This window comes from Sulfitobacter sp. LC.270.F.C4 (assembly GCF_032922545.1).
Lineage (GTDB): Bacteria > Pseudomonadota > Alphaproteobacteria > Rhodobacterales > Rhodobacteraceae > Sulfitobacter > Sulfitobacter profundi.
The window spans coordinates 2,872,326-2,898,960 of record NZ_CP136692.1 but is presented as its reverse complement, the minus strand read 5'-3'; the positions used below and the strand labels follow the sequence as shown (position 1 = coordinate 2,898,960).

The window sequence follows — 26,635 nt, the reverse complement described above, 5'->3', positions numbered from 1 at the left end:
TTCAAATACCGTCCGCACTCTCAGCGGACGCGACGGTCAGGCAAAGGCCGCTTCCAGCGCAATCTCAACCATATCACCAAAGCTTTTCTCCCGGTCTTCCGACGGCAGCGCCTCACCGGTCTGCAAATGGTCGCTCACAGTCAAGACCGCCAGTGCCCGGCGCTTGTGCCGCGCGGCCAGCGTGTAAAGCTCCGCCGCTTCCATCTCGACACCCAGAATACCGTGGCGCACCATCTGCTCGTCCAGATCGGGGCGTTCGGCATAAAAGACGTCCGAAGAATAGATCCCGCCGACATGGGTTTTCGCCTCCAGCTTCTCGGCCGCTTGCACGGCGGCACGCAGCAGGCCCCAATCGGCGCAGGGGGCGTAGTTTAATTCGCGGAAAATACCGGAGGAGGGCGAGGTGATGGTGCTGGCGGTCATCGCGATGATAACATCGCGAATGCCGACATGGCTCTGCATCCCCCCACAAGAGCCGATGCGGATCAGAGTTTGCGCGCCATATTCCGTCATCAACTCATTGGCGTAGATCGACAGCGAGGGCATGCCCATGCCGGAGCCTTGGATGGTGACGCGGTTGCCGCGCCATGTGCCGGTGAAGCCCAGCATGCCGCGCACTTCGTTGACCAGCTCGGCCCCTTCCAAAAAGGTCTCTGCCGCCCATTTTGCGCGGTAGGGGTCGCCGGGCATCAATACGGTGTCGGCGATATCGCCGGGTTTCGCGCCAATATGGACGGTCATTTCTGTCTCCTGATGTTTGGCGCATTTTGCCTGCCCGAGGCGGGCTTCACAAGGGCCGCGATGGGGGAGGGGGCGTGACGTAAAGGAGGGGGCGTGACGTAAAGCGGACGGGCGCACGGCAATTGGGACGGCTACCCAATTCGCTTTCCCTCAAAATAAAAAAGGCGCCGGTGAATTTCCATTCACGCGGCGCCAAATTCCCGTAATTCGGGAAATGGTTAAATTCGCATCGTTTCCGGATCGGCACCATTCTCTACTTGGGCGCGAAACCAATTCGGCTGACGGCCTTTTCCTGTCCAAGTCTGGGACGGGTCTTCGGGGTTGGAAAACTGAGGTTTCGATTTAGGGCCCGCCGCCGCTTTGTGCGGTTTCTTTGCCTTCTTGGGTGCGGGTTGTTCATCAGCTAACTCATTCAGGGAAAAGCCATATTCCGCCGCTGCCTTCTCGGCCGCCTTACGTGCCGCCCGGCGTTCGCGGGCCTGCGCGGCCTGCAATGCCTTTTTGACATCCGACAGAAGTTTCTCCAATTCCTTGCGGCTCATGGATTTCAGGTCTTTTTCCATATCTGATATTTCCTTTCCAGATTGTGCTGGTACGGGGAATTATAGATCCAATTGGTTAATTGCACGTTGTATTTTGTGTCAGCCTATTCTGCGGCCACCGCTTTGGGGTCGGCCAGCGCAATGATATCTTCCATGATCACGTTCAATTCGAAATCTTTCGGGGTATAGACCTGCGCCACTCCGGCAGCGCGCAAACGTGTTGCGTCTGCCTCGGGAATGATGCCGCCGACGATGACCGGGATATGGTTCATCCCTGCCTCGGTCATGCGCTGCATCAGGTCTTCGACCAATGGCACATGCGAGCCCGAGAGGATCGACAAGCCGACCACATGGGCGGCTTCCGTTTGCGCAGCTTCGACGATTTCCGCGGGCGTCAGGCGGATGCCTTCATAGCTGATGTCCATGCCGCAATCGCGGGCGCGGACGGCGATCTGCTCTGCCCCGTTCGAGTGGCCGTCGAGCCCCGGTTTGCCGACGAGGAATTTCAGCCTGCGGCCCAGTTTATCGCTGACCGCATCCACCGCGTCGCGCAGATCGTCCAAGCCTTCGGTCTTGTTGGACTGGCCCGCGGAAACCCCTGTCGGGCCACGATATTCCCCGTGAACGGCACGCATCTGCGCGGCCCATTCGCCGGTGGTGACGCCCGCCTTGGCGGCGGCGATGGAGGCGGGCATGATGTTGTCGCCCGCGCTGGCGGCGGCACGTAGGTCGGCCAGTGCCTGTTTAACGGCGCCCTCGTCACGAGCGCCGCGCCATGCTTCGAGCCGTGAGAGTTGATCGGCCTCAGCCCCGGGGTCTGATTGCATGATATCGCCCGCGCCGGTCATCAGCGGCGAGGGCGCGCCTTGTTGCCATTTGTTCACACCGACAACGACTGTTTCGCCGCTTTCGATGCGGCGCAGCCGGTCGGCGTTGCTTTCGACCAAGCGGCCCTTCATGTAATCGATCGCGGAAATCGCGCCGCCCATACCGTCGAGGTTTGCCAATTCAGCGCGTGCGCCTTCTTTGAGCAATTCGACCTTGGCATCGACCGCCGGATTGCCGTCGAAAAGATCGTCGAATTCCAGAAGGTCGGTTTCATGGGCCATGATCTGCTGCATCCGCATCGACCATTGTTGGTCCCACGGGCGGGGCAGGCCGAGGGCTTCGTTCCACGCGGGCAATTGCACAGCACGGGCGCGGGCCTTTTTCGACAGGGTCACGGCGAGCATTTCAATGAGGATACGGTAGACGTTATTCTCGGGCTGTTGTTCGGTCAGACCCAGTGAATTGACCTGAACCCCATAGCGGAAACGACGGAATTTGGGGTCTTCGACCCCATAGCGGTCGCGGCAAATCTCGTCCCAAAGGTCTACAAATGCGCGCATTTTGCACATCTCGGTGACGAAACGGATGCCCGCGTTCACGAAGAATGAGATGCGGCCCACCAATTTCGGAAAATCCTCTGCCGGGACGCGCGGTTTCAGCGCGTCGAGCACGGCGGTGGCAGTGGCAAGTGCAAAGGCCAATTCCTGTTCCGGTGTCGCACCTGCTTCTTGCAGGTGGTAGGAACAGACGTTCATCGGGTTCCATTTCGGCACGTTGGTATAGCAGTATTCAGCCACATCCGCGATCATCTTGAGTGAGGGCGCAGGCGGGCAGATATAGGTGCCGCGGCTGAGGTATTCCTTGATCAGATCGTTTTGCACCGTGCCTTGCAGGGCGGAAATATCCGCGCCCTGTTCTTCGGCCACGGCGATATAGAGCGACAGCAGCCAAGGAGCCGTCGCGTTGATCGTCATGGAGGTGTTCATCTGTTCAAGGGGGATGCCATCGAAAAGCGCGCGCATGTCACCGAGGTGATTCACCGGCACGCCGACCTTGCCAACCTCGCCACGGCTGAGCACATGGTCGCTGTCATAGCCGGTCTGGGTGGGCAGGTCGAAAGCCACCGAAAGCCCGGTTTGCCCGCGCTCCAAGTTTGACCGGTAGAGCGCGTTGGACGCGGCGGCGGTGGAATGGCCCGCATAGGTGCGAATGAGCCAGGGGCGGTCTTTCTGCGGTTGGGTCATCTTGGCCTCTTGAATCTGGTGGCAATAAAGTTGCGTCATGACGTTGATAGGGGAAATAATATGCCTCTGTCAATTCGCTGCGTTGCGGCATCGCGCGCGCCCGGCCAGTGGGCAGAAAACAGATAATTATTGTCCTCTCGCCTGCGCGCTGTAAGGGTTAAGCCATGACGCAGACTGTGCAATTGCCCCTTTGGCTGTTCATCCTCATCGTGGTTTTCGCAGCCGTCACGGCGCTGAGCCATTTTCTGCTGCCTTCGGTGCGTTGGTTCTTTCGCCGACGGCTGGAACGGGCAGTGGAGCGGCTGAACAAGCGGCTGACCCGGCCCATTGAGCCCTTCAAGCTGGCCCGGCGGCATGACATGATTCAGCGCCTCATCTATGATCCGGAGGTCAGCCAAGAGATCGTAAACTACGCCCGCAGCAATGGCGTGCCCGAGAACGTCGCCTTTCAAAAGGCCCGCGAATATGCGCGCGAGATCGTGCCGCGGTTTTCCGCCTTTGCCTATTTCAGCTTTGGCATCCGGCTGGCGCGGTTGTTGACCAACACGGTCTACCGGGTCGAGACGGCCGTGAGCAACGAGTCGACATTCACCGCGCTGCCGCGTGATGCCACGGTGGTTTTCATCATGAACCACCGGTCGAACATGGATTACATGCTGGTGACCTACCTCGCCGCGCGGTCTTCGGCGCTGAGCTATGCGGTGGGCGAATGGGCGCGGGTTTGGCCGCTGAGCACGCTGATCCGTTCCATGGGCGCTTACTTTATCCGGCGCCGTTCGCGCGGGGCGCTCTATCGCAAGGTCTTGGCGCGCTACGTGCAGATGGCCACGACGGGCGGGGTGACGCAGGCGTTTTACCCCGAGGGGGGGCTGAGCCTCACCGGGGCTTTGCAGCCGCCAAAGGTGGGCTTGCTGTCTTATGTGGTGGAGGGGTTCGACCCCGAAGGGGAGCGTGACATCATCTTTGTGCCCGTGGCGATTAACTATGACCGGATCTTAGAAGATCGCGTGTTGATCGCCGCCGGAAAGCGCGGCGACCGGCGTTTTGGCGCGCGGATCACGGTGGTGGTGGGCTTTGTGCTGCGCAAGATTTGGCGGCGGATGCGCGGGCGGGACACGCGCTTTGGCACGGCGGCGGTAACCTTTGGTGATCCGCTTTCGCTGCGCCGCACGGGGGCGGATGTGCCGGTCTCGGATCTGTCGGAGATGCTGATGGACCGGATCGCGCAGGCCATGCCCGTGTTAACCGTACCGCTGATCGCGCGGGTGATGCTGCAGGCAAAAGGGTCATTGAGCGAGGCGGAATTGCTGGCGAAAGTGGCCGCCACGCTTGAACAGATGCCGCTGCGCAACCGCGTGCCCAAGCCCGACGTTCTGCCGGACCGCGTCGCCCGTGCCACGGCCCGCCTTAAGAAACGTGGCGTCATTTCCGAAGACGCGCAGGGGCTGCAAATCGTGGCGGGGCAGGAACCTGTTTTGGCCTTCTATGCGAATTCCATTGCGCATTTCCCCAGCGAGGATGCTGCACCTGCGGCGGAAATTGCTGCGACTGCTGGGTCATAAAATTACAAAAGTAGACTTGTGGGGGTTGCAATGTTGCGCGGTGGGTCATATCCCAAAGGGGAGCCGCCGCGATTCTGCAGTGCGGCACAGACCTTGTAGACACCGATCACCGGCAGGAGGCCCACATGGCACTGGATACGAAACACGCCGACTATGACGCCCCGCAAAAAGACCTGTATGAAGTGGGTGAAATGCCCCCGATGGGTCATGTCCCGAAACAGATGTATGCTTGGGCCATCCGCCGCGAGCGGCACGGCGACCCGGATAGCGCAATGCTGCAGGAAGTCGTCGATGTGCCCCAACTCGACAGTCAGGACGTGCTGGTCTTGGTCATGGCGGCGGGCATCAACTACAACGGTGTCTGGGCCGCGCGCGGCGTGCCGATCAGCCCCTTTGACGGCCATGGTGAGCCCTATCACATCGCAGGTTCCGACGCTTCTGGCATCGTCTGGGCGGTGGGCGACAAAGTGACCCGCTGGAAAGTCGGCGACGAGGTGGTGATCCACTGCAACCAAGACGATGGCGACGATGAGGAATGCAACGGCGGCGACCCGATGTATTCGTCCAGCCAGCGCATCTGGGGCTATGAGACGCCCGATGGGTCGTTCTCTCAGTTCACCCGCGTGCAGAGCCAGCAGCTTATGCCGCGCCCCAAGCACCTGACATGGGAAGAAAGTGCCTGTTACACGCTGACGCTGGCCACTGCCTATCGGATGCTTTTCGGTCACGAGCCGCATGACCTGAAGCCCGGCCAGAACGTGCTGGTCTGGGGTGCGTCGGGCGGCCTTGGCTCCTATGCGATCCAGCTCATCAATACCGCGGGCGCCAATGCGATCGGCGTGATCTCGGACGAGAGCAAGCGGCAGTTCGTGATGGATCTGGGTGCCAAGGGCGTGTTGAACCGCAAGGATTTCAACTGCTGGGGCCAGCTGCCAACGGTGAACACGCCGGAATATAACGAGTGGTTCAAAGAGGCCCGCAAGTTCGGCAAGGCGATCTGGGACATCACCGGCAAGGGCGTGAACGTCGATATGGTGTTCGAACACCCCGGCGAGGCGACTTTCCCAGTTTCGACCTTCGTGGTCAAAAAGGGCGGCATGGTGGTGATCTGTGCCGGGACGAGCGGCTTTAACCTGACCTTCGATGTGCGCTATATGTGGATGCACCAGAAGCGTTTGCAGGGCAGCCACTTTGCCCATCTGAAACAGGCGAGCGCGGCGAATAAGTTGATGATGGAACGCCGTCTTGATCCCTGCATGTCCGAAGTCTTTAGCTGGGCCGATTTGCCCGAGGCGCATATGAAGATGATGCGCAATGAGCATAAGCCGGGCAATATGTCGGTGCTGGTGCAGGCCCCCACGACCGGACTGCGCACACTCGAAGACACGGTGATGGCGCGCGACTGAGCGATACCGATAGTCTGAGACAAGATCCCCCCCGTGGCCCCGGCCGCGGGGGTTTTTCGTTTGTCCGCAACCAGAACAAAGACTTACCGCAGCCAACCCCGCCATTTCTGGGGGGACGAAAAGCGCGGATGGTGCGAAATCGTGCACATGCTATGGTTGTATTAATCTGCCATTAACCAAAGCTGGGCGACCCTCATGCAAGATGATTGGATATTGGACGTATTGGCCGATCTCAGGGCTTTTGCCATGGCGAACCAACTGCCGCGCACGGCGGAACAGTTGGACGACGCGGCGCTGATCGCTCTGGCCGAGATGTCCTTGCAACGCGAAAGGGCCAGAGGCCGGACGCATGAGGATAGAGCCGCATCTGGAACGCATTTGGGAAAGGCTGGCACAGGCTGACGGCCAACCCGATCTTGGCCAAGCCTGCGAAGACCTGCGCGATCACTACGGCATTTTGCATGTGGTCTATCACTGGGTCGACACGGCGGGCGTGCAATATGGTTGCGGCACCTATGGGCCGCTCTGGTCCGAACGCTATCAGGCGCACAACTACCTCCGCATCGATCCGGTTGTCGCTGGCTGCTATCGCCGGTTTGAGCCGGTGGACTGGAAAGACCTCGATTGGTCCTCCCGCGCGGCGCGGAAATTCCGGCGGGACGCGCTGGATCATGGGGTGGGCGATCAGGGGTTTTCGGTGCCTATTCGGGGGCCACATGGGCAGTTTGCGCTGTTCACCACGAACCATAGCTGCACGGATGGGGTCTGGGCCGCCTTCACCGCGCGGCACCGGCGCGATCTGATCTGGGCGGCGCATTGCTTTAACGAAAAAGCGCTGGCACTGGCCCCGGACCGCGCGCCCTGCGCGGTACAGTCGCTGTCTCCCCGTGAGGTCGATGCGATGACGCTGTTGGCGGTGGGCTATAGCCGCGCGCAGGTGGCCGACCGGTTGTCGATCTCGGAACACACGCTGCGGGCCTATGTGGAAAGCGCGCGGTTCAAACTGGGCGCATCGAACACGACCCATGCCGTCGCACGCGCGCTCAGCCGGGGGCTGATCGTCGTCTGAGGTGGATAATTCGCGTGAATCGCGGGCGGGCAGGGCAAAGCGATCTGGCCCCCGGCGCGGGGCTCAATTAGGGTCGCCCAATGACATCTACCGCGCTTACCTATTCCGAAGACCAAGCCGCCGCCCATGACAAGGTGGCCGAAATGCTGCGCTCTGCGGGCATAGATTTGGACGATTCATTGCTAATGCCGCCAGCGGGCGGGCCGGATCAGGTGATGGCGGTGACGGGCAAGGCCGGATCGGGCAAAACGTTGCTTTTGGCCGAGCTGTACCGCGCCTTGGAAGCGGCAGGTGTCGACATCGTCTCAGGCGATTACGAATCGCGCAAGAAACGTGAGAAACGCACGCTGGCGATCCTTGCGCCGACCAATAAGGCGGCGAGCGTTTTGCGTCTGCGCGGCGTGCCCGCAACGACGATCCACCGCATTCTCTACACGCCGGTTTACCATCCAGAATACGAGCGCATCGCCGAATGGCTGACGGGCAACGGTGAAAAACCGGATATTGAAGGTCTCAGCGATATAGCGCTCGACCGCGCTGCTGCGTTCTTTGCCAACAACAAATCGGTGCCGGGGGCCTTGGCGGCGGCAGGCTTGCGGGGCAGTGATTTCATCACCGGGTGGAAGCGCCGCGAAGACCCGCTGGATATCGGCTTTGTCGACGAAAGCTCAATGCTGGACGACAAGCAGTTCGAGGACCTGAAAGAGATTTTCCCGACGCTGCTTCTGTTCGGCGATCCGGCGCAGTTGGCCCCGGTGGGGCAATCCGGCACGATGGTGTTTGAAAAACTGCCCGAAAAGCGGGTGTTGAACCTCAACCGTATCCACCGACAGCAAGCTGACAATCCGATCCTTGATCTGGCCCATGCGCTGGCCGACCCGCAGCTAGAATTTCATGACTTTGAGCGGATGATCGAAGACGCGGCACGCAAAGACGACCGCGTGGTTTGGGGCCAGCGGGTTGAGGTTGATCTGATGGCGCGCAGCCCCGTGCTGGTCTGGCGCAACGCCACGCGCATTCGGTTGATCAACGCCTTCCGCGCCGTGCATGGCGCGCCCGAAGATGCATTGTTGGCCGGCGAGCCGCTGATCTGCGACGGGATTGAACTGCCGTTGAAGCACCGCAAGAAACGCCTCGACCTAGAAGCGCGCGGCCTGATCAAGGGCGCGCAGGTGGTCTATCTGGGCGAGGGGCGCAAGCCGGGGTTCAGTCGGTTGCACGTCATCGGTGCCGAAGACCCGCAGGTCAGCGCGGCGTCGATCGTGAAAATCGAAAAGCCGGATGAGGAAGAACCCTTTATTCCCTTCGCCGCGCGTATGGGGGCCACGTTTCTGCACGGCGCTGCTGTGACGATCCACAAGGCGCAGGGCAGCCAGTGGGAGAACGTGCAGGTCTTTGCGCCCGATCTTTATGCGGCCGCGCGGATGGGGCGCTCTGAGGCCGGGCAACCGCTGTGGAAACGGCTTGCCTATGTCGCCATCACCCGCGCGCAGGAGCGGTTGATTTGGGTGGTGCGCAACCGCCTAAGCAAACCATCCGGCCCGCTGCGCGTCGACGATCTGCGTGCCGCCCCGGCAGCCGCGCTGACGCTTGAGGCGACCGAGGATGGCGCGGCTTAGCGGCGCAGCAACCCGAAGACGGCAGAGGCGCCCCAGCCTGCAGAAATGGCGATAAAGAGCGACAGCAGCCCGTAGATAAACGCCTGCTCATGGGCGAGGTTGAACAGCCACCGTTCCATCCCGACTTTGCGCACGTCGATCACCGTCTCATATTGCGCCACCACATCGCCGCCACGGGTCAGGAAAATCCGCGTGTCATAGGCGCCCTCGGTGAGCGAGGCAGGCAGCGCAACGGCGGCGCGAAAGAGGGTCTGTTCATCGACCTTCACGCCGTCTTCGATGACTTGGTAGAGGTTGGCATCCTTGCGCACGCGGATCAGCGCATCGGTGAACTGGGTCGGGTCCGCGATCTCCATCGGGGCGCCGACAGAGCGGATGGCGCGGGGGATGGAAATGCGGTGGCGCAGGTCTTCGATGCGTTTGAGCACTTCGGACAGCGGACCAGAGGTGACTACGGCATAGAAACTCGGCGCGCGGTCGACCTCAACCGCGTCGGTGTTGACCCAGATGCCAAAGCGCCGTTCCTTGCGCCGCACCATGATCGGGGTCGAGGGGCCAGAGACGGTCACGACCACCTCAAGCGGCGCGCCCTCAGGGATTGGCGTTTCACGTTTGACAGCGCCGTAGACAAGGATTTCGGACCCGTCGAAATTGGTGGTGATAGAGACTTCGGCTTGGCTGAGGCCCAGCACGATCTCCTCTTCCGCCGCGGCGGTGAGCGCGGTGAACATCAGGCCAGCGAATGCGAGAACTGCGCGGATCATTCTGCCGCCACCGGGCTGAGGGAATAAAGCTCGGACGGTTCCAGCAGCAGATCGAGCGCCAGCTTGCCGCAGACCGCGAGGACCAGCACCGCCAGCAAGATGCGCAACTGTTCGGCCTGCATCCGCACGCCGATCCGTGTGCCAACCTGCGCGCCCAGCACGCCACCGACCAGCAAAAGCACCGCCAGCACGATGTCGACCGTCTGGTTGGTGGTGGCGTGCAGCATGGTGGTGAAACCGGTCACGAAAATGATCTGCAACAGCGAGGTGCCGATCACCACTTTGGTGGGCATGCCGAGCAGGTAGATCATCGCGGGCACCATGATGAACCCGCCGCCGACGCCCATGATGGCCGAGAGCATCCCAACCGCCGCGCCGACAAGCACCGGGGGGATCACCGAGATATAAAGCCCCGATACCCGAAACCGCATTTTGATTGGCAGGCCGTGGACCCAGTAGTGTTTCTTGCGCTGCACGCGCCCGCCCTTGCGGGTGCGGCGGATCGCGCGGAGCGATTCAAAGAACATCAGCCCGCCGATGATGCCCAGAAAGATCACGTAGCAAAGGGTCACCAGCAGATCGACCTGACCCAGCGATTTCAGGTAGTTAAAGATGAACATGCCGATGCCCGAGCCGACAAGACCCCCGGCCAGCAGCACCCAGCCCATTCGGAAGTCCACCGTGCGCCGTTTGAGATGCGCCAGCAGGGCCGAAAAAGACGAAGCGACGATCTGGTTGGTCGAGGTGGCCACGGCCACGGCAGGGGGGATGCCCACAAAGAACAAAAGCGGCGTGATCAGAAACCCGCCGCCGACGCCGAACATGCCCGACAGGATGCCCACAATGCCGCCCAATCCCAGAAGGAGAAAGGCGTTAACCGAAACTTCGGCGATGGGCAGGTAGATTTGCATGACGTTTCCTAGCCCCGAACGGCCGCGCTTTTCAACATAGCTTGCCGCGATGAGGCGACCACTGAGATAGGTTGCGCCGATCCGGCCCTCGGGTGCAAGGGCCGGAGGGGGATGTCAGCGTTCTTTCACATAGGGTTCGCCGCCCGCGCGGGGCGGGATCGCCTTGCCGACGAAGCCTGCGAGGATCACCACCGTCATCAGATAGGGTAGTGCGCCCAGAAGCTGGCCCTGCACCTTGATGCCGATGACCGACTGGATCACGTCAGGCCGGGTTTCCAGCGCGCCGAAAAGGCCAAAGAGCAGCGTGGCCCAGAGCGCGTACCAAGGGCGCCACTTGGCAAAGATCAGCGCGGCCAGCGCGATAAAGCCACGGCCTGCCGACATGTCTTTGACGAAGCCCGCCTGCAACGCGGTGCTGAGGTAGGCCCCAGCCACGCCACAGAGCAGCCCGGCGATGGCCACGGCGGCATAGCGCAGACCGACGACCGAGACGCCAGCGGTGTCCACGGCGGCAGGGTTTTCACCCACCGCCCGCAGGCGCAGGCCAAAGCGGGTGCGGAACAGGATCCACCATGTCAGCGGCACGGCGAGGAAGGCGGCATAGACAAGGATCGAATGGCCCGAGATCAGCTCTTCGTAGAAGGGGCCGATGAAGGGCACGTCGGCCACGGCCTCGGCAAAGGGCAGGGTGATCGGCTCGAACCGTGCGCCGCCAAAGAGCGAGGGTGTGCGGCCGCCTTGGGCGAACCAGTCTTGGGCAATCAGCACCGTCATGCCCGCGGCGAGAAAGTTGATCGCCACGCCAGAAATGAGCTGGTTCCCACGGAAGGTGATCGAGGCCAGCCCGTGGACAGCGCTGAGTGCCAGCGAAGAGGCGATGCCCGCCGCAAGGCCAAGCCAGACCGACCCGGTGAGCGATGCCACCGCGGCGGAAAAGAACGCCGCCGCCAGCATCTTGCCCTCAAGCCCGATGTCAAAGACGCCCGCGCGTTCGGAGAAAAGACCGGCAAGACAGGCCAAAAGCAGCGGCGTGGCCAGCCGAACGGTGCTGTCGAGCAATTGGATGAGCGTGATATAGTCCATAGGTCAGACCCGCTTTCTCAGGGGGGTATAGGGGCTCATTCCGCGCTCTCCGACTGGGCGCTGCGGGGGCCGGGTTTGGGCTCGCTGTCAGCGGAATTGGCAGGGGGGCCGGGGCGGCGGAACATAAGGAAAAGACGCTCCAGCGGCATCCGCACCATGTTGTCGAGCGCGCCAGTAAAGAGGATCACCAGCGCTTGGATCACGACGATCAATTCGCGCGGGATCGAGGTCCAGAGGGCCAGTTCGGCACCACCTTGATAGAGGAAACCAAAGAGCAGCGCTGCAAAGAAGACGCCAACCGGGTGGCTGCGGCCCATCAGCGCGACGGCGATGCCGATAAAGCCTGCGCCCTCGGTCGCGTTCAGCACCAGACGTTCGCTTTCGCCCATGACGTTGTTGATCGCCATCAGCCCCGCCAGCGCGCCCGAGATGATCATCGTGACCATGGTGATGCGCACGGGCGAGATGCCCGCGTATTTGGCGGCAGGTTGCGAATGGCCATAGGCGCGGATTTCATAGCCCAGACGGGTGCGCCAGATCAGCAGCCAGACCACGATACAGGCCGCGGTGGCGACGAGCAGTGAGACGTTGGCGGGGGCGGACTTGGAAAAGGCAATGCCAAGCGGGGCCAGCAATTCATGCAACGTGGGCAGATGCACGGCCTCGGGAAAGCGCGCGCTGGCCGGGTCCATGCTGCCGGGCGGGCGCATGACGTTGACCAGAACGTAGTTCAGCAGGGCGGCGGCGATAAAGTTGAACATGATCGTGGTGATCACGACGTGGCTGCCGCGTTTGGCTTGCAACCAGCCGGGGATCGCGGCCCAGATCGCGCCCAAAAGCCCGGCCATCACACCGCAGCCGATCAGCGCCAGCGTCCAATGCGGCCAAGGGATATAGAGCGCGGCAATGGCGACGCCCAAACCGCCCAGCATTGCCTGACCTTCGCCCCCGATGTTGAACAGCCGCGCGTGAAAGGCCACGGCAACGGCAAGGCCGGTGAAGATGAAGTTGGTCGCGTAATAAAGTGTGTAGCCCCAGCCATAGGTTGAGCCGAGCGCGCCTTTGACCATCAGTGTCACGGCGGCAATCGGGTCTTCACCGATGGCAAGGATCACCAGCGCCGAGAGCAGGGCGGCCAGCAACAAAGAGATCAGCGGCACGAGGATCACCTCGGCCCATTTTGGCATCACGTCCATTTCAGACCTCCTTGCTGGCGTCGCCGCCGGCGCGGGCGAGATTGGCTTCGACCTCGGCCACGCTGTGTTCGTTTTCGGTGTCGGTGATGCCAGCCATGAGCAGCCCCAGTTCTTTCTCGTCGGTCTGGTCGGCGGCGCGTTCGCCCATGATCTGCCCGTCGAACATCACTGCAATGCGGTCCGACAGGGCAAGGATTTCTTCGAGTTCGACCGAGACCAGCAAGATCGCCTTGCCTTGATCGCGCAGGGCGATGATCTGCTCGTGGATGAACTCAATCGCGCCAATGTCGACGCCGCGTGTGGGCTGGCCGATCAGCAACAGGTCGGGGTTGCGCTCGATCTCCCGGGCCAGAACGATCTTTTGCTGGTTCCCGCCCGAGAAGTTCTTGGCCGCCAGCGTCGGGTCGGGCGGGCGCACGTCAAAGCGTTCCATCTTGTCTTCGGCATCGGCACGGATGGCCGCGTGGTCCATCAGCAGCCCGCTGTTGAAGCGGTCGTCGTGGTGGTAGCCGAAGACATTGTTCTCCCACGCCTGAAAATCCATGATCAGACCCTCGCGCTGGCGGTCTTCGGGCACATGGGCCACGCCGCGGGCGCGGCGCGATTGGCCGTCGGATTTCTTGCCCGAAAGGTCCAGCGGCGTGCCGTTTAGCGTGACGCTGCCGGTGCCATCGGCATAGCCGCCCAGCACTTCGAGAAGTTCGGATTGGCCGTTGCCCGCAACACCCGCAAGGCCCAGCACTTCGCCCGCGCGGATCTGCAGGTCGATGCCGCGCAGACGCTCGACGCCCTTGTCGTCAACCACGCGCAGACCTTTGACATCAAGGATCACATCGCCCGGTGTGGCAGGCTTTTTATTCACGCGGAGCAATACCTTACGCCCGACCATCAGCTCGGCCAGTTCCGGCGGCGAGGTCTCGGCGGTTTTCACGGTCGCGGTCATCTTGCCCCGGCGCATGACCGACACGGTGTCGGTGATCTCCATGATCTCGCGCAGCTTGTGGGTGATGAGGATGATGGTTTTGCCCTCAGATCGCAGGCGCCCGAGGATGCGGAATAGCTGGTCGGCTTCGGCAGGGGTCAGCACGCCGGTAGGCTCGTCCAAGATCAGAATGTCGGCCTGCCGGTAGAGCGCCTTGAGGATTTCCACGCGCTGCTGCATGCCGACGCCGATGTCCTGCACCAGCGCGTCGGGATCGACATTGAGGCCGTAGTCCTCAGACAGGCTGATCAGTGTTTTGCGGGCTTTGGAGAGCGAGGGCTTCAGCAGGCGGCCATCTTCGGCGCCCAGAATGATATTTTCCAGCACGGTGAAGTTCTCGACCAGCTTGAAATGCTGGAACACCATGCCGATGCCCGCCGAGATGGCGGCTTGGCTGTCGGGAATCTCGGTCTTTTTGCCACTGATGAAAATCTCACCCGCGTCGGCTTTGTAAAAGCCATAGAGGATCGACATCAGCGTCGATTTGCCCGCGCCGTTTTCGCCGATAATCCCGTGGATCGTGCCGGGCATCACGCGGATCGAGATGTCTTTGTTTGCCTGCACAGGGCCGAAGGCTTTGGAGATGCCTTTGAGTTCGATCGCTGGCGCGGTGCCGGTAGCGGGGGCAGTGCCGGTTGCGGGGGCGGTATCGGTCATATCAAAAGGTCCTGCGGGCGTGGCGGCCCTTGATCTGGAAATGAGCCATCTTTGTCCGTGTCACGCTGTCATGTTCGGAAAGGGCCGCGCCGGTGGAACGGCGCGGCCCTTGTGGTCATTTTGGTTAATCTAAGTTCAGAAGTCCAGCGCCGGGCAGCTGTCATTCTCGTAGTAGGAAACCACTTTGATCTCGCCGTCGATGATCTTCTGGCGCGCTTCGTCTACGGCAGCCTTCATTTCTTCGGTCACGAGATCGGCGTTATGCTCGTCCATGGCGACGCCGACACCTTCTTCGGCAAGGCCGAGGGTCACGACTTCGCCAACTTCGAGGTCTTCGCCCGCCATCATCGCGTCATAGACCGCGACATCGACACGTTTCAGCATCGAGGTCAGGACTTTGCCCGGGTGCAGGTGGTTTTGGTTGCTGTCCACGCCGATCGACAGGATGCCTTCGTCGGCGGCGGTTTGCAGCACGCCCACGCCGGTGCCGCCTGCTGCGGCGTAGACCACGTCAGCGCCTTGGTTGATCTGGGCTTTGGTGATCTCAGACCCCTTCACCGGGTCGTTCCAAGCGGCGGGGGTTGTGCCCGTCATGTTGGCGATGACTTTGGCATCGGGGTTGGTCGCCATGACGCCTTGGGCATAGCCGCAGCCAAAGTGGCGGATCAGCGGCACGTCCATGCCACCGACAAAGCCGACGGTATTCGACTCAGATGCCATCGCGGCCATCACGCCGACAAGGTAGGACCCTTCATGCTCAGCAAAGCTGACCTGACGGACGTTGGGCAGGTCGAGCCAGTTCACGTCGACCACGGCGAATTTCGTGTCGGGATAATCAGGGGCCACTGTCGAGAGCGGATCGGCCATGGCGAAACCCATGGTGATGATCGGGTTGGCACCGGATTCGGCGAAGCGGCGCAGAGCCTGCTCACGCTGCGCTTCGGACTGCATTTCGATCTCGGCGAATTTGCCACCGGTTTCTTCGGCCCAGCGGGTCGCGCCGTTGAAGGCCGCTTCGTTGAAGCTTTTGTCGAACTTGCCGCCGAGGTCAAAGATCAGCGCGGGTTCGGCCAGCGCGGCGCCCGATGTCAGGGCCAAGCCTGCGGCTGCGCCGAGGAATTTCGTCATGAGGGTCATTTATCGTCTCCCGGTTTGTGGTGCCGGGCGGTCGGGCAGGTGCTGCCGCCACGGCGTTTGTGGATCATATGATCAGGTGTAATTTAGGGCGCAGGCAGGGGGTAGGGTCAACCGCTTTTTGCGGGCAGGGCGGCGGGATCGCCACAGTGACCACGGGTCAACATGCGCCGCAGAATGCAGGCATCGACCGCCGCCACACCCCTGCGCGCATAATAGGCACGGCGGGTGGCAATTTGGGCAAAGCCTTCATTCGCATAGAGCGCGCGGGCGGGCAGATTGTCGGCGGCAACCTCAAGAAAGGCGCTGTCACAGTCGGCCGGCAGGGCCGCCAACCAGTCGTGCAGAAGGGCGCGGCCCAGCCCTTGGCGCTGCCGGGCAGGGTCGACGGCGAGGGTGAGCAGTTCAGATTCGCCCGCGATGGTGCGGGTCAGGGCAAAGCCACCGGGGCGGGTGAAAAGCTGCACGAAGGGGCTGTCCAGCAGGCTGGCGAACTCTGCCTCCTGCCACGGCCTGTCTTGGGTAAAGGCAGCGGCGTGGAGGGCCGCAAGCGCGGCTGGTGTCACGGCAGCAGCACCGGGGCCGCGTCGCGCGCCGGGGCGGCATCGGCGGGGCGCAGGTAAAGCGGCGCGGGGCGGGCTGGACTGTCGGCGAAACGGCGGGCCGTTATGCGGGCGATGGCTTCGGCCACCGGCATGGCGGGGGGCTCTCCGCCCGCGCCGATGAGGGGGCCGGTGAAGGCCGGAAGACCGGATGCGTCGTAAAGGGCGGGGGCGGAAATGCCTGCGTTGTCATAGCCTTGGAGGAAGACTTGATCGCGCCGTGCATCCACAGCGCAGGCGCAGGGGCCATCGTGACCCTCGCGCAATGCGTCAAAGGCATCGACCCCGACCGCCGGAATGCCAAGGCCAAGCGCCAACCCACGCGCGGCGGAGACGGCAATGCGGATGCCGGTGAAATTGCCCGGACCGATGCCAACGCCAAGCGCGTCAAGATCGGCGTAGGCCACCCCCGCGTCACTCAGCAGTTCCTCGCAAAGCACCAACAGCCGTTCGGCTTGGCCCTTGGTCATCGGCTCCACGCGCGCCGCCAATACCCGGTCGCCCGACAGCAAAGCGGCCGCGCAATGCGCGGCCGATGTGTCGAAGGCCAGAATGAGCGGCCCGCTTGCGCGATGGTCAGGCAACCGGACGAACCTCTGTCACCTCGGGGATGTAGTGGCGCAGCAGGTTTTCGATGCCCATTTTCAGCGTCAAAGTGGACGAGGGGCAGCCCGCGCAGGCGCCTTGCATGTGCAGATAGACAACGCCACGCTCAAACCCGTGAAAGGTGATGTCGCCGCCATCTTGGGCCACGGCAGGGCGCACGCGGCTGTCGAGCAACTCTTTGATCTGACCGACGATTTCACCGTCCTCGCCATCATGGGCGGCGTGGCCCGATGTGGGCTGGTGGTCAGAGGCCATGACCGGCTCACCGGATTGGAAATGTTCCATGATCGCGCCCAGCAGGGCGGGTTTCACATGGTCCCATTCCACCGCGTCTTGCTTTGTCACGGTGACGAAATCGGTGCCGAAGAACACGCCCGTCACACCCTCAACGGAAAAGAGCCGTTGGGCCAGCGGCGATGTCGCCCCGGCATCGGGGGTCGGGAAATCGGCGGTGCCCATCTCCAGCACGGTCTGACCCGGCAGGAACTTGAGCGTTGCGGGGTTCGGAGTGGATTCGGTCTGGATGAACATGGGGTGTACCTCGCTTTCGGCGTGGGTTCTGATATGCGCCTGCGCGGGCGGCAAGTCAAGGTTTAGAACCGTTCTAAATTGTGTGTGGCCCACACGGAGGGGCGGGATGCAGGGCTGGGTCAGGCGTGGGCGGCGGTCAAGTGATCGCTTCGAGCCGTTCCTTGCTGAGATCGCCGGGCACGATGGTGATCGGCACAGGCAGAGCCCCGGCAGAGCGCGACAATTGCGTAACAAGCGGGCCGGGGCCTTTCTTGCGGTCGCCGCTGGCGCCGAGCACCAGCACGCCGATGTCTGGGTCATCTGAAAGCTGTTGGATGATCTCATCCGTGGGCTCACCTTCGCGGATGATCAACTCAGGATCGACGCCTTGTTTGTCGCGCATCCATTTGGCGAAGACCTCGAAATGCACCTCGATCCGCTCACGGGCCTCTTCGCGCATCAGGTCGCCGACGCCGATCCAATGGTTGAACTCTTCGGGCGGGATCACCGACAGGACGGCCACGCCGCCCCCGGTGCGCGCCGCGCGCAGAGCGGCAAAGCGCATGGCATTCAAACATTCGGTGCTATCGTCCAGCACCACTAGGAATTTCCGCATCAAACCCTCTCTCCGCACCTCCTCCCGGTGCGGTACGATCATGGCGCGGGCGGACGACGCTGGCAATTGGTTTCGCGCGCCGCTGCCGCCCGGACCTTCAGCCGCGCTGACTTGCGGCCCAATCCCAATACATTTCGCGCACGCGGCGGGTCACCGGGTTCTGGTTGTCCCCGGTGCCATATTGCGTGTCGTCAAAGGCGCGGACGGGGGTGACCTTCATCATATTGCCCGACAGGAACACCTCATCGGCGGCATGGAAATCGTCAAAGCTGAGGACGGTCTCATGCACCTTCATGCCCGCGTCGCGCATGTTCGACATATGCCGTGCGCGGGTGATCCCGGCAAGGAACGTGCCATTTGGAATGGGGGTGAAGACCTCGCCATCCTTGACCATGAACACGTTCGCACTGGCGCTTTCGGCGACATTGCCCATGGCATCGGCCACCAGCGCGTTGCCGAAACCTTTGGACCGCGCCTCGACCATCATCCGGGCGTTGTTGGGATAGAGACAGCCTGCTTTGGCGTTAACCACGTTGTCCTCCAGCACCGGGCGGCGGAAGCGGGTGCGGGTGAGGGTGGTTGCGGCCTCTGGCGGGGCCATGGGGATCGCCTCAAGGCTGATGGCGAAGCCGGTCGCACCTTCGCGCGGCACGATGCCCAACTCATCGCCCGCCAGCGCCCAATACATCGGGCGGATATAGACCGCCTGATCGCGCGAATAACTCTTCAGCCCCTCGCGGCACATCTCGATCATGTCCTCGGTCTCGACCGTGGGGGTGATCATGAGGGCCCGGGCAGAGCGGTTGATCCGCGCGCAATGCGCCTCAAGATCGGGGGCCAGCCCGTCAAACAGCCGCGCCCCGTCAAAGACGGTGGTGCCGAGCCATGCGCCGTGATCGGCAGCCTTGATGGTGGGCAGATCGCCGTCGTGCCATGCGCCGTTGAAATAGGTCTTGATGTCTGTGCCGGTGGCCATGTGACGATCCTTAGGAATTGCTGCGGTAGATGCCCTCGGGCAGGTTCAATGCCGCCGTCAGATCGCTCAGCTGCGCGGGGGACAGGGTGATCTTGACCACACGGTCAGTGCGCGCGTCCCATTGCTCGATCGTGATCTGTCCTGCAAAAGCAGAGACAATCACGTCCTCGCGCAGGGGGGCGTCGGATTCGTCGATCAGGGTGATGACGGTGGCGTCGAATTCGTGCTCGATGGTAAACATGAGGGCACATTAGGCTTTGTGCTCGCAAGCGCAAGACCGCCGTTGGGACGTCAAAGCTCTGTGAACGGGGGTGGCAGCGCCGGGGCGTCATGATAGACAGGTGGGCGAGGAAAAACCGAGCGAGGACTTGCCGTGAAATTGTTGAATGCCCTTGGCGCATTTGCCGTCATCGCCCTGCTTTCGGCCTGCGAGGTGGCACCGGTTCAGACAGGGCCGATCCAGGTCGACCGGCCGCAGACCACCGGGCAGCAGACCACTGGGCAGTCGGGCCCACGGCTAAGCGCGAACGCCGCCGCGCGGAGCTTTGTGCAGGTGGTTCGCACGCTTGAGCCCGTGGCCGAGCGGGAGTGCCGCAACCGCACCACGGGGATGAATTGCGACTTCAATATCGTGGTCGATGATCGCCCCGGCCAGCCTGCCAACGCCTTTCAAACGTTAGATAAAAACGGCCGCCCGATTGTCGCCTTTACCTTGGCGTTGATTGCCGATGCCCGCAACGAAGACGAGCTGGCCTTCGTGCTGGGCCATGAGGCCGCGCATCACATCGCGGGCCATATTGGCCGCCAGCAGCAAAACGCCATGGCGGGCGCGGTGATCTTTGCCGGGATCGCCACGCTAAGCGGTGGGGACGCGACCGCTGTGCGCACGGCGCAGGAACTGGGTGCTGAGGTCGGCGCGCGGCGGTACTCCAAGGACTTCGAGCTTGAGGCCGATGCCCTTGGCACGATCATCACCGCGCGGGCGGGCTATAATCCGTTGCGGGGGGCGGAATTCTTTACCCGCATTCCCGATCCCGGCGACCGTTTCCTTGGCACGCATCCGCCCAACAGTTCGCGGATCGATATCGTGCGGCGCACCATGGCGGGGCTGTGACGGTTTGCGCAAATTGGGACAGGTACTGAACGACCGCGGATCGAAATACGCGGTGTCGGGCTGTTCCGCGCGCAATCGTGCCGAGGTCGACGCCGCGTTAAAAGACCTCAAGCGCGAGAAATCCTACGCCAAGGCCACGCATAACACATGGGCGGTGCTGTTCTCAGACGGCGGCCCGCTGAAAGGGGATGATGGCGAATCCGGTGCCGGGATGGTGATCCTGCGCATGCTGGAGCGGGAAGGGCTGGAAGATCACCTTATCGTCGTCACCCGTTGGTACGGCGGCAAACATCTGGGCGGAGATCGGTTTCGCCATGTCCAGACCTGCGTGCGGGCCTATCTGGATGCGGTGGCGGCCTAAAGGCTCAGTGCAATCGCGGCAAAGAAACAGGCCGTGGCGATCAACACAAAGACATGCCAGATCGCATTTTGATAGCGCATGCCGGGGTGGGCATAGATCAATGTGCCCGCCGAATAGGTTAGCCCGCCCGCGGCCACCAGCGCCAAGGCGGCACCGGGCAAATTGTGCCACATCGGGTAGATCAACAGGACCGAGAGCCACCCCATCCCGAGGTAGAGCGCCAGTGACCCCCGCGCATCGGTGCGCCAGAACCAGAGCTTTGCCACCGCGCCGATCACCGCGAGCGCCCAGACCACGCCCAAAATGCCGTAGGCAAATCCCGAGCCGATCACCATGACAAGCGGCGTGTAAGTGCCCGCGATCTTGAAATAGATCGCCGCGTGGTCGACACGGCCCAGAAAAGCGCGACTGCGGTCGAAGGGCAGCAGGTGGTAGACGGCGGAGGCGGTGAAGGAGGCAAGGATACACGCCGCATAGATCACGGTGGCGGTCAGCGTGCCCTCCTGACCTGCGGCGTGCATCATCAGAAAGATGCTGGCAGGGATAGCAAATCCGAGGCTGAGCAGATGCACTGTGCCATCAGCCAAGGTCTCAGAAGTGGAAGTCGGATAAGCCATGCCGAAAAGGTAGCAGCGTCGTTCTGCCATGCCATAGGTGACGCCGCGTCAATCGGGCGGCCCGACGGATCAGCGCGGTTTGTTGCCGTCGATCCAGCGCGACATCAGGGTTTTGTCGCGAAAACACTCCTGCGGCACATCGCGGCGTTTCAAGCGCGCGATGCGTTCGGCAAAGGCGACCTGTTTGGCAGACGGGTAGGCGGCGAAAGGCCCCTCTAGCGCTTGCGGTTTATGGGCGTCGATCCATTCTGACACCGCCGTGCGGTCACCCTCGATCCCTTCGGGCAACGCGCTGCCCGTTTTCTTGGCAAGGGTCCGGGCGTATTGCATCTGCTTTTCGGTCGCGGGCATGCGGCGGTCGGCCTGTTTGGGCTGTGCACTGTCGCTGCCGCGCGGCGGGCGACCCTGTTGGTCGGGGTCGAAGATGCCGGGAAACTGAGGTTGAAAAGACATGTGGTCATTCCTCTGCTACTGCGTTCTACATATAGAACAGAAAGGGAACAAGTTCAAGTCTCTCCGTAGTCGCGCCCTTCCTTGATGGTATATCTAGTAGCGGGGTGGTTTGGTTCCACAATATCGGCGAAATGTAAGCCTATTGGAGTGTCGCTGCGGCCTCGCCGATAAGCTCTGCCGCTCTGCGCATTCGGGCAGGCAAGGGCCGTCCGCGACGCGAAGCGAGCCAAAGATCATGCCAGCGCCGTTTGGGCAGAGGCAGCAGCCGAAGCTCGTCCTTCGCGGCAAAAGTCTCGACCCCGCTGCGGGGCAAAAGCGTGTAGCCCACCCCCCGCGCCACCGCCGCCGGAATCTGGCCGATTTGGTTCACGTAGCCGCGCAGGCGGATCCGGTCGGCCCCCGGATAGCTGCCCGGAAAATTCAACTGCAACAGATCGTCGGCATAGGCAAAGCCATCGGGATGCGCGATGAAGCCGTGCGCTTCAAGATCGGCGAAACTTTCTATCTGTTCCAATGCATTAACCGGTAGAACAAGGCAAAGTTCCTCGCGTCCCAGGTGCTGGGCTTCCAGTCTGGCATGGGCGGGATCATCGGCGAGCACGCCCAGATCGAACCGCCCATCCAGCAACCCGGCGCGGATCGTGGCTTGGGGTGCGGCTTCGAGGTGCAGGGAGAGGTCCGGCGCGTTGGCCATCCACTCTAGCAGCAGGGGCTGGAGCAATATGGCGAAACTGCCGGAGCAGGCGATATGCACCACGCCGCAGTCGGGCAGATCGGTGGCGATCCGTTCGCGCAGCCGCTGCTCTTCGCGGCGGCGGGCAAGGCCGGTCTCCAACAGCGCTTCACCGGCCGGGGTCAGGGTGAAACTTTTCCCCTCGCGCGCGATCAGCGGCTGGCCCAGTTGATCCTCAAGCTTGCGCAGATGCTGCGACACGCCGGGCTGCGTCATGTTGAGCCGCTCTGCCGTGCGGGTGAAATGGCCCGCCTCGCAAAGGGTGGTGAAGGTCTCAAGCCAAGTGGCATTCAGCATATCAAACGTTTCGTTATGATTTAGATGAGGTTTGATAATTTCATATGTGGGGCGTGCCTGTCTATCTCAAGCTCAACGCAAACAGGAGATACCCCATGACCACCCCCCGTACCTTTTCCCACATCGGCCTATCCGTGCCGGACCTCGACGCTGCGGTTAAATTCTATTCCGAAGTGTTGGGCTTTTACATCGTGATGCAGCCCACCGAAGCGGTAGAAGAAGACACGGCCATCGGCGTCATGTGCACCGATGTTTTCGGCCCCGGCTGGGGATCGCTGCGCATTGCCCATCTTGCCACGGCAGATGGCATCGGCATCGAAATCTTTGAATTCCCCGGCAATTACGCCCCCGAAGAAAAGATGGAGCACAAGCGCCACGGCACGTTCCATTTTGCCATCCAAGACCCGGATGTTGAAGGGTTGTTGGAGCGGATCGTCGCGGCGGGCGGCAAGCAGCGGATGCCTGTGCGGGAGTATTTCCCGGGCGAGAAACCCTACCGCATGGTCTATGTCGAAGACCCCTTTGGCATCGTGTTCGAGCTTTACAGCCACAGCTATGAGCTAACCTATTCGGCGGGCGCCTACGCCTGATCGGCCACCGGGGGGCGTCAGGTGATCTGACGTCCCCAAAGGTCGTATTCGCCTGCTTCTTCGACTTCAACGGTGACGATATCGCCGACTTTGAGGTTCTGGAAATCCTCGTCGATGAAAAGGTTGCCGTCGATCTCAGGCGCGTCGGCCTTGGTGCGGCAGGTGGCAGCGTCTTCGTCGATCTCGTCAACGATCACGTCGATGCGCTTGCCGACCTTGGCGGCGAGCTTGGCCTCGGAAATGGCCTGCGCCTTTTCCATGAAGCGATCCCAGCGGTCTTGTTTGACCTCTGGCGCGACATGGTCGGGCAGGGCGTTGGACCGCGCGCCTTCGACGTTTTCATATTGAAAGCACCCGACCCGGTCGAGTTGCGCCTCATCAAGCCAATCGAGCAGGGTCTGGAACTCGGCCTCAGTCTCGCCCGGATAGCCGACGATGAAGGTCGAGCGCAGGGTGATGTCGGGGCAGGTATCGCGCCATGCGGCGATCTCATCCAGCGTCTTGGACGCCGCCGCAGGCCGCGCCATGCGCTTCAGCACATCCGGGTGGGCATGTTGAAAGGGAATATCGAGGTAGGGCAGCACCAGACCTTCGGCCATGAGCGGGATCAGTTTGCGCACATGGGGGTAGGGGTAGACGTAGTGCAGGCGTACCCAAGCGCCAAGCGAGCCAAGATCACGCGCGAGATCGGTGATATGCGCACGGTGCCCACGGTCTTCGGCGTGTTTGATGTCGACCCCGTAGGCGGAGGTGTCTTGGCTGATGACCAGAAGTTCCTTCACGCCATTGTCGACCAGCCGCTCGGCCTCGCGCATCACCGCATGGGCGGGGCGGCTTTGCAGGCGGCCGCGCATGTCGGGGATGATGCAGAATTTGCACTTGTGGTTACAGCCCTCGGAAATCTTGAGGTAGCTGTAATGCCGCGGGGTCAGCGAGACCTGTTGCGCGGGCAGCAGATCGATAAACGGGTCAGGGCTGGGCGGCACCGCGCCGTGCACCGCGTCGAGTACCTGTTCATATTGATGCGGGCCGGTCACGGCGAGGATCTTGGGGTGGTGTTCGCGGATATAGTCAGGCTCGGCCCCCAGGCAGCCGGTGACGATGACCTTGCCGTTTTCCTTGAGCGCTTCGCCGATGGCGTCGAGGCTTTCCGCCTTGGCGCTGTCGAGGAAACCACAGGTGTTGACGATCACCGCATCCGCGCCCGCATAGTCAGGCGAGACGCCATAGCCCTCGGCGCGCAACCGCGTGAGAATGCGTTCTGAATCCACCAGCGCCTTGGGGCAGCCGAGGCTGACCATGCCGATTGTCGGCTGGCCGGGACGGGCGGGGTTGCTGATCTTCGCCTGTGGGGCGAGGTCGGGGCGCAGATTGGGTGGGTTTGTGCTCATGCATTGCGCTATAAGGCATGCAAGTGAGCGGGGAAAGAGCCGCCGGGCAGGAGGAGAGAGCCATGAGATGGATTATACGCGGTATCGGCGCGCTGTTGCTGATCATTGTGGTCATGCTGGGGTCGCTGTTCTTGCTGCCGGGTGACCGGATCGCGCGGATCGCAAGTGACCAACTCAGCCGAATGACGGGGCGCGCGGTGTCGATCACCGGCGATGTGGGCGTGACGCTCTGGCCGGTGCTGGGGGTGACCGCGGGCGGGCTTGAGGTCGGCAATGCGGATTGGACCGATAAGGGCGCGATGCTGACGGCGGCGAATGCGGCGATTGGGGTGGATGCAGGCGCGCTTTTGCGCGGCGAGATTCGGATTACCAATATCGCGGCGCAAAGCCCGGTGATCCGGTTGGAGCAACGCCTTGATGGGCGGGCGAGTTGGCAGTTCACCGACAGCAGCAGCGGTGCGCGGATTGAGACGCAGAGCGAACCGACCGCCAGCCGCCGCCGCCCCCTGAGCATTCAGAAGCTGACGGTGACCGATGCCACGCTGATCTATGACGCCGAAGGGGCCGATGTGCTGCGCTATGAAGGTGTCGATCTGGCGCTCGATTGGCCCGAGCGGGGCGGGGCCGCGGATATCACCGCCAGCATGGCCCCGGCGGGGGAGGCGGTTCAGCTTGCCGCGCGGATCGAAGGCTTTGCGGATTTTCTGGAGGGCGGCGTGCAGCCGCTGCGCGCGGATGTTGCGACGCGCGGGGGCGAAATCTCTTTTGACGGGCGCGGATCGCTCAATGGTGCACTGGCGGGGGATCTGCGGGTCGATAGCCCCGATACGGCGCGGTTTCTGGCGTCTTTCGGGGCGGGCGGTGTCACGCTGCCACGGGGGTTGGGCCAGTCAGTCGATCTGCGCAGTGGGCTGACATTGACGGCGGATCGGCGTTTGGCGCTGCGCAATATCGCGGTGGACTTGGGCGGCAACAGCCTGACCGGGCAGGCCGATCTGGCGCTGAATGGCACGCCGCGCATCACCGCCAATCTGCGCACCGGGGCGTTGGACCTCTCGGCCCTGTCGGACGAAACGGCAGAGACGGGCGGCAGCGGTAGCCCGACAACGGCGGGTCTGGAGGGGTGGTCTCGGCAGGAAATCAACGCGGATTGGCTTGCGGCTTTCGACGGCGACATCGCGCTGAGCGCTGAGAGCATTGATCTCGGGCAACTCGCTCTTGGGCCCACACGGGCCGTGCTGCGCAATGACCGTGCGCGGATGGTGTTCGATCTGCAGGATATGAACGCCTATGGCGGCAAGGTCGCAGGCGAGTTCGTGATGAACAACCGCAGCGGCCTGTCGGTGGGCGGCAAGCTGACGGCGCAGGGCGTCCAGATGCGCGACCTGCTGGAAGATACCGCCGGGGTGACGCGCTTTACTGGGGATGGGACAGCGGCGCTGTCTTTCCTCGGCTCCGGGCAATCGCTGGACGCGATCATGCGCTCGCTCAGTGGCAATGGGACGCTGAGCATGGGGCGCGGCACGATTGCCGGAATCGATTTGGATGCGCTCTTGGGCTCGGTCGATGCCGAGGGCGGCAGTACGGTGTTCGATTCCGTTGAGGCGACATTCGACATCGCCGGGGGCGTGTTGCGCAATGACGATCTGCTGATGCTGCTGCCGAACTTCAACGCGACCGGGGCGGGGCAGGTCAATCTGGGCGCACGGACGCTCGACTATACCGTCACCCCCAAAGCGCTGCGCGTCAATGCCGCGCGCGGCGGGCTGGCGGTGCCGGTGCGGATCACCGGGCCATGGGCGGACCCTGAGATCAAGGCCGATCTGCGCGCCGCGATCGACTTGAATTTCGCCGAGGAAAAGCAGCGGGCCGAGGATGTGGTGCGCGAGAAAATCCAAGAAGAGTTGAGTATCTCGCCGGATGACAGCCGCTCAACCGAGGATATCGTGAAGGATGAGTTGGAGAATGCGTTGAAACGCGAGCTGTTCAAACTCTTCGACTAGCCGCCGACCGCAGCCGCTTGGCGAAACT

28 protein-coding genes are annotated in these 26,635 nt (G+C 62.4%); 9 read left to right on the top strand and 19 right to left on the bottom strand.

Annotated elements, in window-relative coordinates:
- Positions 1–36: 36 nt before the first annotated feature.
- From deoD to R1T45_RS18025, 3 genes are all read right to left on the bottom strand, one after another.
- Positions 37–741, bottom strand: a complete 705-nt coding sequence (deoD, locus tag R1T45_RS18035) for a purine-nucleoside phosphorylase (RefSeq protein WP_120350486.1) — start codon at positions 739–741, stop codon at positions 37–39.
- A 218-nt stretch (positions 742–959) separates the two neighbouring features.
- Positions 960–1,304 (bottom strand): H-NS family nucleoid-associated regulatory protein, encoded by a 345-nt coding sequence (locus R1T45_RS18030; RefSeq protein ID WP_120350487.1) that lies wholly within the window; start codon positions 1,302–1,304, stop codon positions 960–962.
- 83 nt (positions 1,305–1,387) lie between these two features.
- A complete protein-coding gene (locus R1T45_RS18025) occupies positions 1,388–3,355 on the bottom strand; it encodes a protein meaA (RefSeq protein WP_317389800.1) in 1,968 nt (655 codons plus the stop codon).
- 164 nt (positions 3,356–3,519) lie between these two features.
- Between R1T45_RS18025 and R1T45_RS18020 the strand changes: the two genes are divergently transcribed.
- The 5 genes from R1T45_RS18020 (at position 3,520) to R1T45_RS18000 (ending at position 9,011) form a co-directional block, all read left to right on the top strand.
- Positions 3,520–4,917: a 1-acyl-sn-glycerol-3-phosphate acyltransferase gene (locus R1T45_RS18020; protein WP_317389799.1), complete on the top strand. Its 1,398-nt coding sequence runs from the start codon at positions 3,520–3,522 to the stop codon at positions 4,915–4,917.
- A gap of 125 nt (positions 4,918–5,042) precedes the next feature.
- Complete coding sequence (ccrA, locus tag R1T45_RS18015; RefSeq protein WP_067630432.1) at positions 5,043–6,323, top strand: crotonyl-CoA carboxylase/reductase; 1,281 nt, start codon at positions 5,043–5,045, stop codon at positions 6,321–6,323.
- Between the two features lie 195 nt (positions 6,324–6,518).
- Positions 6,519–6,725 carry a hypothetical protein gene (locus R1T45_RS18010; RefSeq protein WP_317389798.1) on the top strand — a complete coding sequence of 69 codons (207 nt, stop codon included), beginning with the start codon at positions 6,519–6,521 and terminating at the stop codon, positions 6,723–6,725.
- On the top strand, positions 6,673–7,392 hold the full coding sequence (locus R1T45_RS18005) for a LuxR family transcriptional regulator (protein ID WP_317389797.1): 720 nt from the start codon (positions 6,673–6,675) through the stop codon (positions 7,390–7,392). The genes R1T45_RS18010 and R1T45_RS18005 overlap by 53 nt, the downstream gene beginning before the upstream one ends.
- Positions 7,393–7,472: 80 nt before the next feature.
- Positions 7,473–9,011 carry an ATP-dependent RecD-like DNA helicase gene (locus tag R1T45_RS18000; RefSeq protein WP_317389796.1) on the top strand — a complete coding sequence of 513 codons (1,539 nt, stop codon included), beginning with the start codon at positions 7,473–7,475 and terminating at the stop codon, positions 9,009–9,011.
- Here the strand turns inward: R1T45_RS18000 and R1T45_RS17995 are convergent.
- The 12 genes from R1T45_RS17995 to R1T45_RS17940 all read right to left on the bottom strand — a co-directional run bounded on the left by R1T45_RS17995 (position 9,008) and on the right by R1T45_RS17940 (position 19,289).
- On the bottom strand, positions 9,008–9,775 hold the full coding sequence (locus R1T45_RS17995) for a TIGR02186 family protein (protein ID WP_067628105.1): 768 nt from the start codon (positions 9,773–9,775) through the stop codon (positions 9,008–9,010). The two genes, R1T45_RS18000 and R1T45_RS17995, sit on opposite strands and share 4 nt — an antisense overlap.
- Positions 9,772–10,686, bottom strand: coding sequence for a sulfite exporter TauE/SafE family protein (locus tag R1T45_RS17990; RefSeq protein WP_120350492.1), 915 nt, complete (start codon positions 10,684–10,686; stop codon positions 9,772–9,774). Before R1T45_RS17990 ends, R1T45_RS17995 begins: the two co-directional genes overlap by 4 nt.
- A 114-nt stretch (positions 10,687–10,800) precedes the next feature.
- Positions 10,801–11,769 (bottom strand): ABC transporter permease, encoded by a 969-nt coding sequence (locus tag R1T45_RS17985; protein WP_120350493.1) that lies wholly within the window; start codon positions 11,767–11,769, stop codon positions 10,801–10,803.
- 35 nt (positions 11,770–11,804) lie between these two features.
- A complete protein-coding gene (locus R1T45_RS17980) occupies positions 11,805–12,965 on the bottom strand; it encodes an ABC transporter permease (RefSeq protein ID WP_067916375.1) in 1,161 nt (386 codons plus the stop codon).
- Between the two features lies 1 nt (position 12,966).
- Complete coding sequence (locus tag R1T45_RS17975; protein WP_260011832.1) at positions 12,967–14,604, bottom strand: ABC transporter ATP-binding protein; 1,638 nt, start codon at positions 14,602–14,604, stop codon at positions 12,967–12,969.
- A gap of 135 nt (positions 14,605–14,739) precedes the next feature.
- Entirely contained in the window at positions 14,740–15,741 is a 1,002-nt protein-coding gene (locus R1T45_RS17970) for a BMP family protein (RefSeq protein ID WP_120350495.1), read from the bottom strand.
- Positions 15,742–15,848: 107 nt separating this feature from the next.
- On the bottom strand, positions 15,849–16,304 hold the full coding sequence (locus tag R1T45_RS17965) for a GNAT family N-acetyltransferase (RefSeq protein ID WP_317389795.1): 456 nt from the start codon (positions 16,302–16,304) through the stop codon (positions 15,849–15,851).
- Positions 16,301–16,924: a tRNA (adenosine(37)-N6)-threonylcarbamoyltransferase complex dimerization subunit type 1 TsaB gene (tsaB, locus tag R1T45_RS17960; RefSeq protein WP_317389794.1), complete on the bottom strand. Its 624-nt coding sequence runs from the start codon at positions 16,922–16,924 to the stop codon at positions 16,301–16,303. Before tsaB ends, R1T45_RS17965 begins: the two co-directional genes overlap by 4 nt.
- A complete protein-coding gene (locus R1T45_RS17955) occupies positions 16,917–17,477 on the bottom strand; it encodes a NifU family protein (protein WP_067942740.1) in 561 nt (186 codons plus the stop codon). The genes tsaB and R1T45_RS17955 overlap by 8 nt, the downstream gene beginning before the upstream one ends.
- 136 nt (positions 17,478–17,613) lie before the next feature.
- A complete protein-coding gene (locus R1T45_RS17950) occupies positions 17,614–18,072 on the bottom strand; it encodes a universal stress protein (protein ID WP_040700546.1) in 459 nt (152 codons plus the stop codon).
- Positions 18,073–18,169: 97 nt separating this feature from the next.
- A complete protein-coding gene (locus R1T45_RS17945; RefSeq protein ID WP_067942742.1) occupies positions 18,170–19,048 on the bottom strand; it encodes a branched-chain amino acid aminotransferase in 879 nt (292 codons plus the stop codon).
- Between the two features lie 10 nt (positions 19,049–19,058).
- On the bottom strand, positions 19,059–19,289 hold the full coding sequence (locus tag R1T45_RS17940; protein ID WP_317389793.1) for a hypothetical protein: 231 nt from the start codon (positions 19,287–19,289) through the stop codon (positions 19,059–19,061).
- A 138-nt stretch (positions 19,290–19,427) separates the two neighbouring features.
- Between R1T45_RS17940 and R1T45_RS17935 the strand changes: the two genes are divergently transcribed.
- Positions 19,428–20,162 carry a M48 family metallopeptidase gene (locus tag R1T45_RS17935; protein WP_409202624.1) on the top strand — a complete coding sequence of 245 codons (735 nt, stop codon included), beginning with the start codon at positions 19,428–19,430 and terminating at the stop codon, positions 20,160–20,162.
- Between the two features lie 4 nt (positions 20,163–20,166).
- Positions 20,167–20,523 (top strand): YigZ family protein, encoded by a 357-nt coding sequence (locus R1T45_RS17930; RefSeq protein WP_120350499.1) that lies wholly within the window; start codon positions 20,167–20,169, stop codon positions 20,521–20,523.
- Here R1T45_RS17930 and trhA read toward each other — a convergent pair.
- From trhA to R1T45_RS17915, 3 genes are all read right to left on the bottom strand, one after another.
- The gene (gene trhA / locus R1T45_RS17925) at positions 20,520–21,140 is read right to left on the bottom strand and encodes a PAQR family membrane homeostasis protein TrhA (RefSeq protein WP_259949973.1); all 621 of its coding nucleotides are present in this window, start codon (positions 21,138–21,140) and stop codon (positions 20,520–20,522) included. The genes R1T45_RS17930 and trhA overlap by 4 nt on opposite strands.
- A gap of 69 nt (positions 21,141–21,209) precedes the next feature.
- On the bottom strand, positions 21,210–21,593 hold the full coding sequence (locus R1T45_RS17920) for a hypothetical protein (RefSeq protein WP_132446849.1): 384 nt from the start codon (positions 21,591–21,593) through the stop codon (positions 21,210–21,212).
- Positions 21,594–21,732: 139 nt separating this feature from the next.
- Complete coding sequence (locus R1T45_RS17915; RefSeq protein ID WP_317389792.1) at positions 21,733–22,623, bottom strand: LysR family transcriptional regulator; 891 nt, start codon at positions 22,621–22,623, stop codon at positions 21,733–21,735.
- A gap of 95 nt (positions 22,624–22,718) precedes the next feature.
- Between R1T45_RS17915 and R1T45_RS17910 the strand changes: the two genes are divergently transcribed.
- The gene (locus tag R1T45_RS17910) at positions 22,719–23,213 is read left to right on the top strand and encodes a lactoylglutathione lyase family protein (RefSeq protein ID WP_317389791.1); all 495 of its coding nucleotides are present in this window, start codon (positions 22,719–22,721) and stop codon (positions 23,211–23,213) included.
- A 17-nt stretch (positions 23,214–23,230) separates the two neighbouring features.
- Here the strand turns inward: R1T45_RS17910 and rimO are convergent, their stop codons facing one another.
- Positions 23,231–24,604, bottom strand: a complete 1,374-nt coding sequence (gene rimO / locus R1T45_RS17905) for a 30S ribosomal protein S12 methylthiotransferase RimO (protein ID WP_317389790.1) — start codon at positions 24,602–24,604, stop codon at positions 23,231–23,233.
- A gap of 62 nt (positions 24,605–24,666) precedes the next feature.
- On the opposite strand from rimO, the gene R1T45_RS17900 reads away from it, so the two are divergent.
- Positions 24,667–26,607: an AsmA family protein gene (locus R1T45_RS17900; RefSeq protein ID WP_317389789.1), complete on the top strand. Its 1,941-nt coding sequence runs from the start codon at positions 24,667–24,669 to the stop codon at positions 26,605–26,607.
- The last annotated feature ends 28 nt before the right edge of the window (positions 26,608–26,635 follow it).

Bases quoted from the DNA above. Each gene is read 5' to 3' on its own strand.
- deoD (WP_120350486.1), bottom strand. From the start codon at position 741: ATGACCGTCCATATTGGCGCGAAACCCGGCGATATCGCCGACACCGTA.
- R1T45_RS18030 (WP_120350487.1), bottom strand. From the start codon at position 1,304: ATGGAAAAAGACCTGAAATCCATGAGCCGCAAGGAATTGGAGAAACTT.
- R1T45_RS18025 (WP_317389800.1), bottom strand. From the start codon at position 3,355: ATGACCCAACCGCAGAAAGACCGCCCCTGGCTCATTCGCACCTATGCG.
- R1T45_RS18020 (WP_317389799.1), top strand. From the start codon at position 3,520: ATGACGCAGACTGTGCAATTGCCCCTTTGGCTGTTCATCCTCATCGTG.
- ccrA (WP_067630432.1), top strand. From the start codon at position 5,043: ATGGCACTGGATACGAAACACGCCGACTATGACGCCCCGCAAAAAGAC.
- R1T45_RS18010 (WP_317389798.1), top strand. From the start codon at position 6,519: ATGCAAGATGATTGGATATTGGACGTATTGGCCGATCTCAGGGCTTTT.
- R1T45_RS18005 (WP_317389797.1), top strand. From the start codon at position 6,673: ATGAGGATAGAGCCGCATCTGGAACGCATTTGGGAAAGGCTGGCACAG.
- R1T45_RS18000 (WP_317389796.1), top strand. From the start codon at position 7,473: ATGACATCTACCGCGCTTACCTATTCCGAAGACCAAGCCGCCGCCCAT.
- R1T45_RS17995 (WP_067628105.1), bottom strand. From the start codon at position 9,775: ATGATCCGCGCAGTTCTCGCATTCGCTGGCCTGATGTTCACCGCGCTC.
- R1T45_RS17990 (WP_120350492.1), bottom strand. From the start codon at position 10,686: ATGCAAATCTACCTGCCCATCGCCGAAGTTTCGGTTAACGCCTTTCTC.
- R1T45_RS17985 (WP_120350493.1), bottom strand. From the start codon at position 11,769: ATGGACTATATCACGCTCATCCAATTGCTCGACAGCACCGTTCGGCTG.
- R1T45_RS17980 (WP_067916375.1), bottom strand. From the start codon at position 12,965: ATGGACGTGATGCCAAAATGGGCCGAGGTGATCCTCGTGCCGCTGATC.
- R1T45_RS17975 (WP_260011832.1), bottom strand. From the start codon at position 14,604: ATGACCGATACCGCCCCCGCAACCGGCACTGCCCCCGCTACCGGCACC.
- R1T45_RS17970 (WP_120350495.1), bottom strand. From the start codon at position 15,741: ATGACCCTCATGACGAAATTCCTCGGCGCAGCCGCAGGCTTGGCCCTG.
- R1T45_RS17955 (WP_067942740.1), bottom strand. From the start codon at position 17,477: ATGTTCATCCAGACCGAATCCACTCCGAACCCCGCAACGCTCAAGTTC.
- R1T45_RS17950 (WP_040700546.1), bottom strand. From the start codon at position 18,072: ATGCGGAAATTCCTAGTGGTGCTGGACGATAGCACCGAATGTTTGAAT.
- R1T45_RS17945 (WP_067942742.1), bottom strand. From the start codon at position 19,048: ATGGCCACCGGCACAGACATCAAGACCTATTTCAACGGCGCATGGCAC.
- R1T45_RS17940 (WP_317389793.1), bottom strand. From the start codon at position 19,289: ATGTTTACCATCGAGCACGAATTCGACGCCACCGTCATCACCCTGATC.
- trhA (WP_259949973.1), bottom strand. From the start codon at position 21,140: ATGGCTTATCCGACTTCCACTTCTGAGACCTTGGCTGATGGCACAGTG.
- R1T45_RS17920 (WP_132446849.1), bottom strand. From the start codon at position 21,593: ATGTCTTTTCAACCTCAGTTTCCCGGCATCTTCGACCCCGACCAACAG.
- R1T45_RS17915 (WP_317389792.1), bottom strand. From the start codon at position 22,623: ATGCTGAATGCCACTTGGCTTGAGACCTTCACCACCCTTTGCGAGGCG.
- R1T45_RS17910 (WP_317389791.1), top strand. From the start codon at position 22,719: ATGACCACCCCCCGTACCTTTTCCCACATCGGCCTATCCGTGCCGGAC.
- rimO (WP_317389790.1), bottom strand. From the start codon at position 24,604: ATGAGCACAAACCCACCCAATCTGCGCCCCGACCTCGCCCCACAGGCG.
- R1T45_RS17900 (WP_317389789.1), top strand. From the start codon at position 24,667: ATGAGATGGATTATACGCGGTATCGGCGCGCTGTTGCTGATCATTGTG.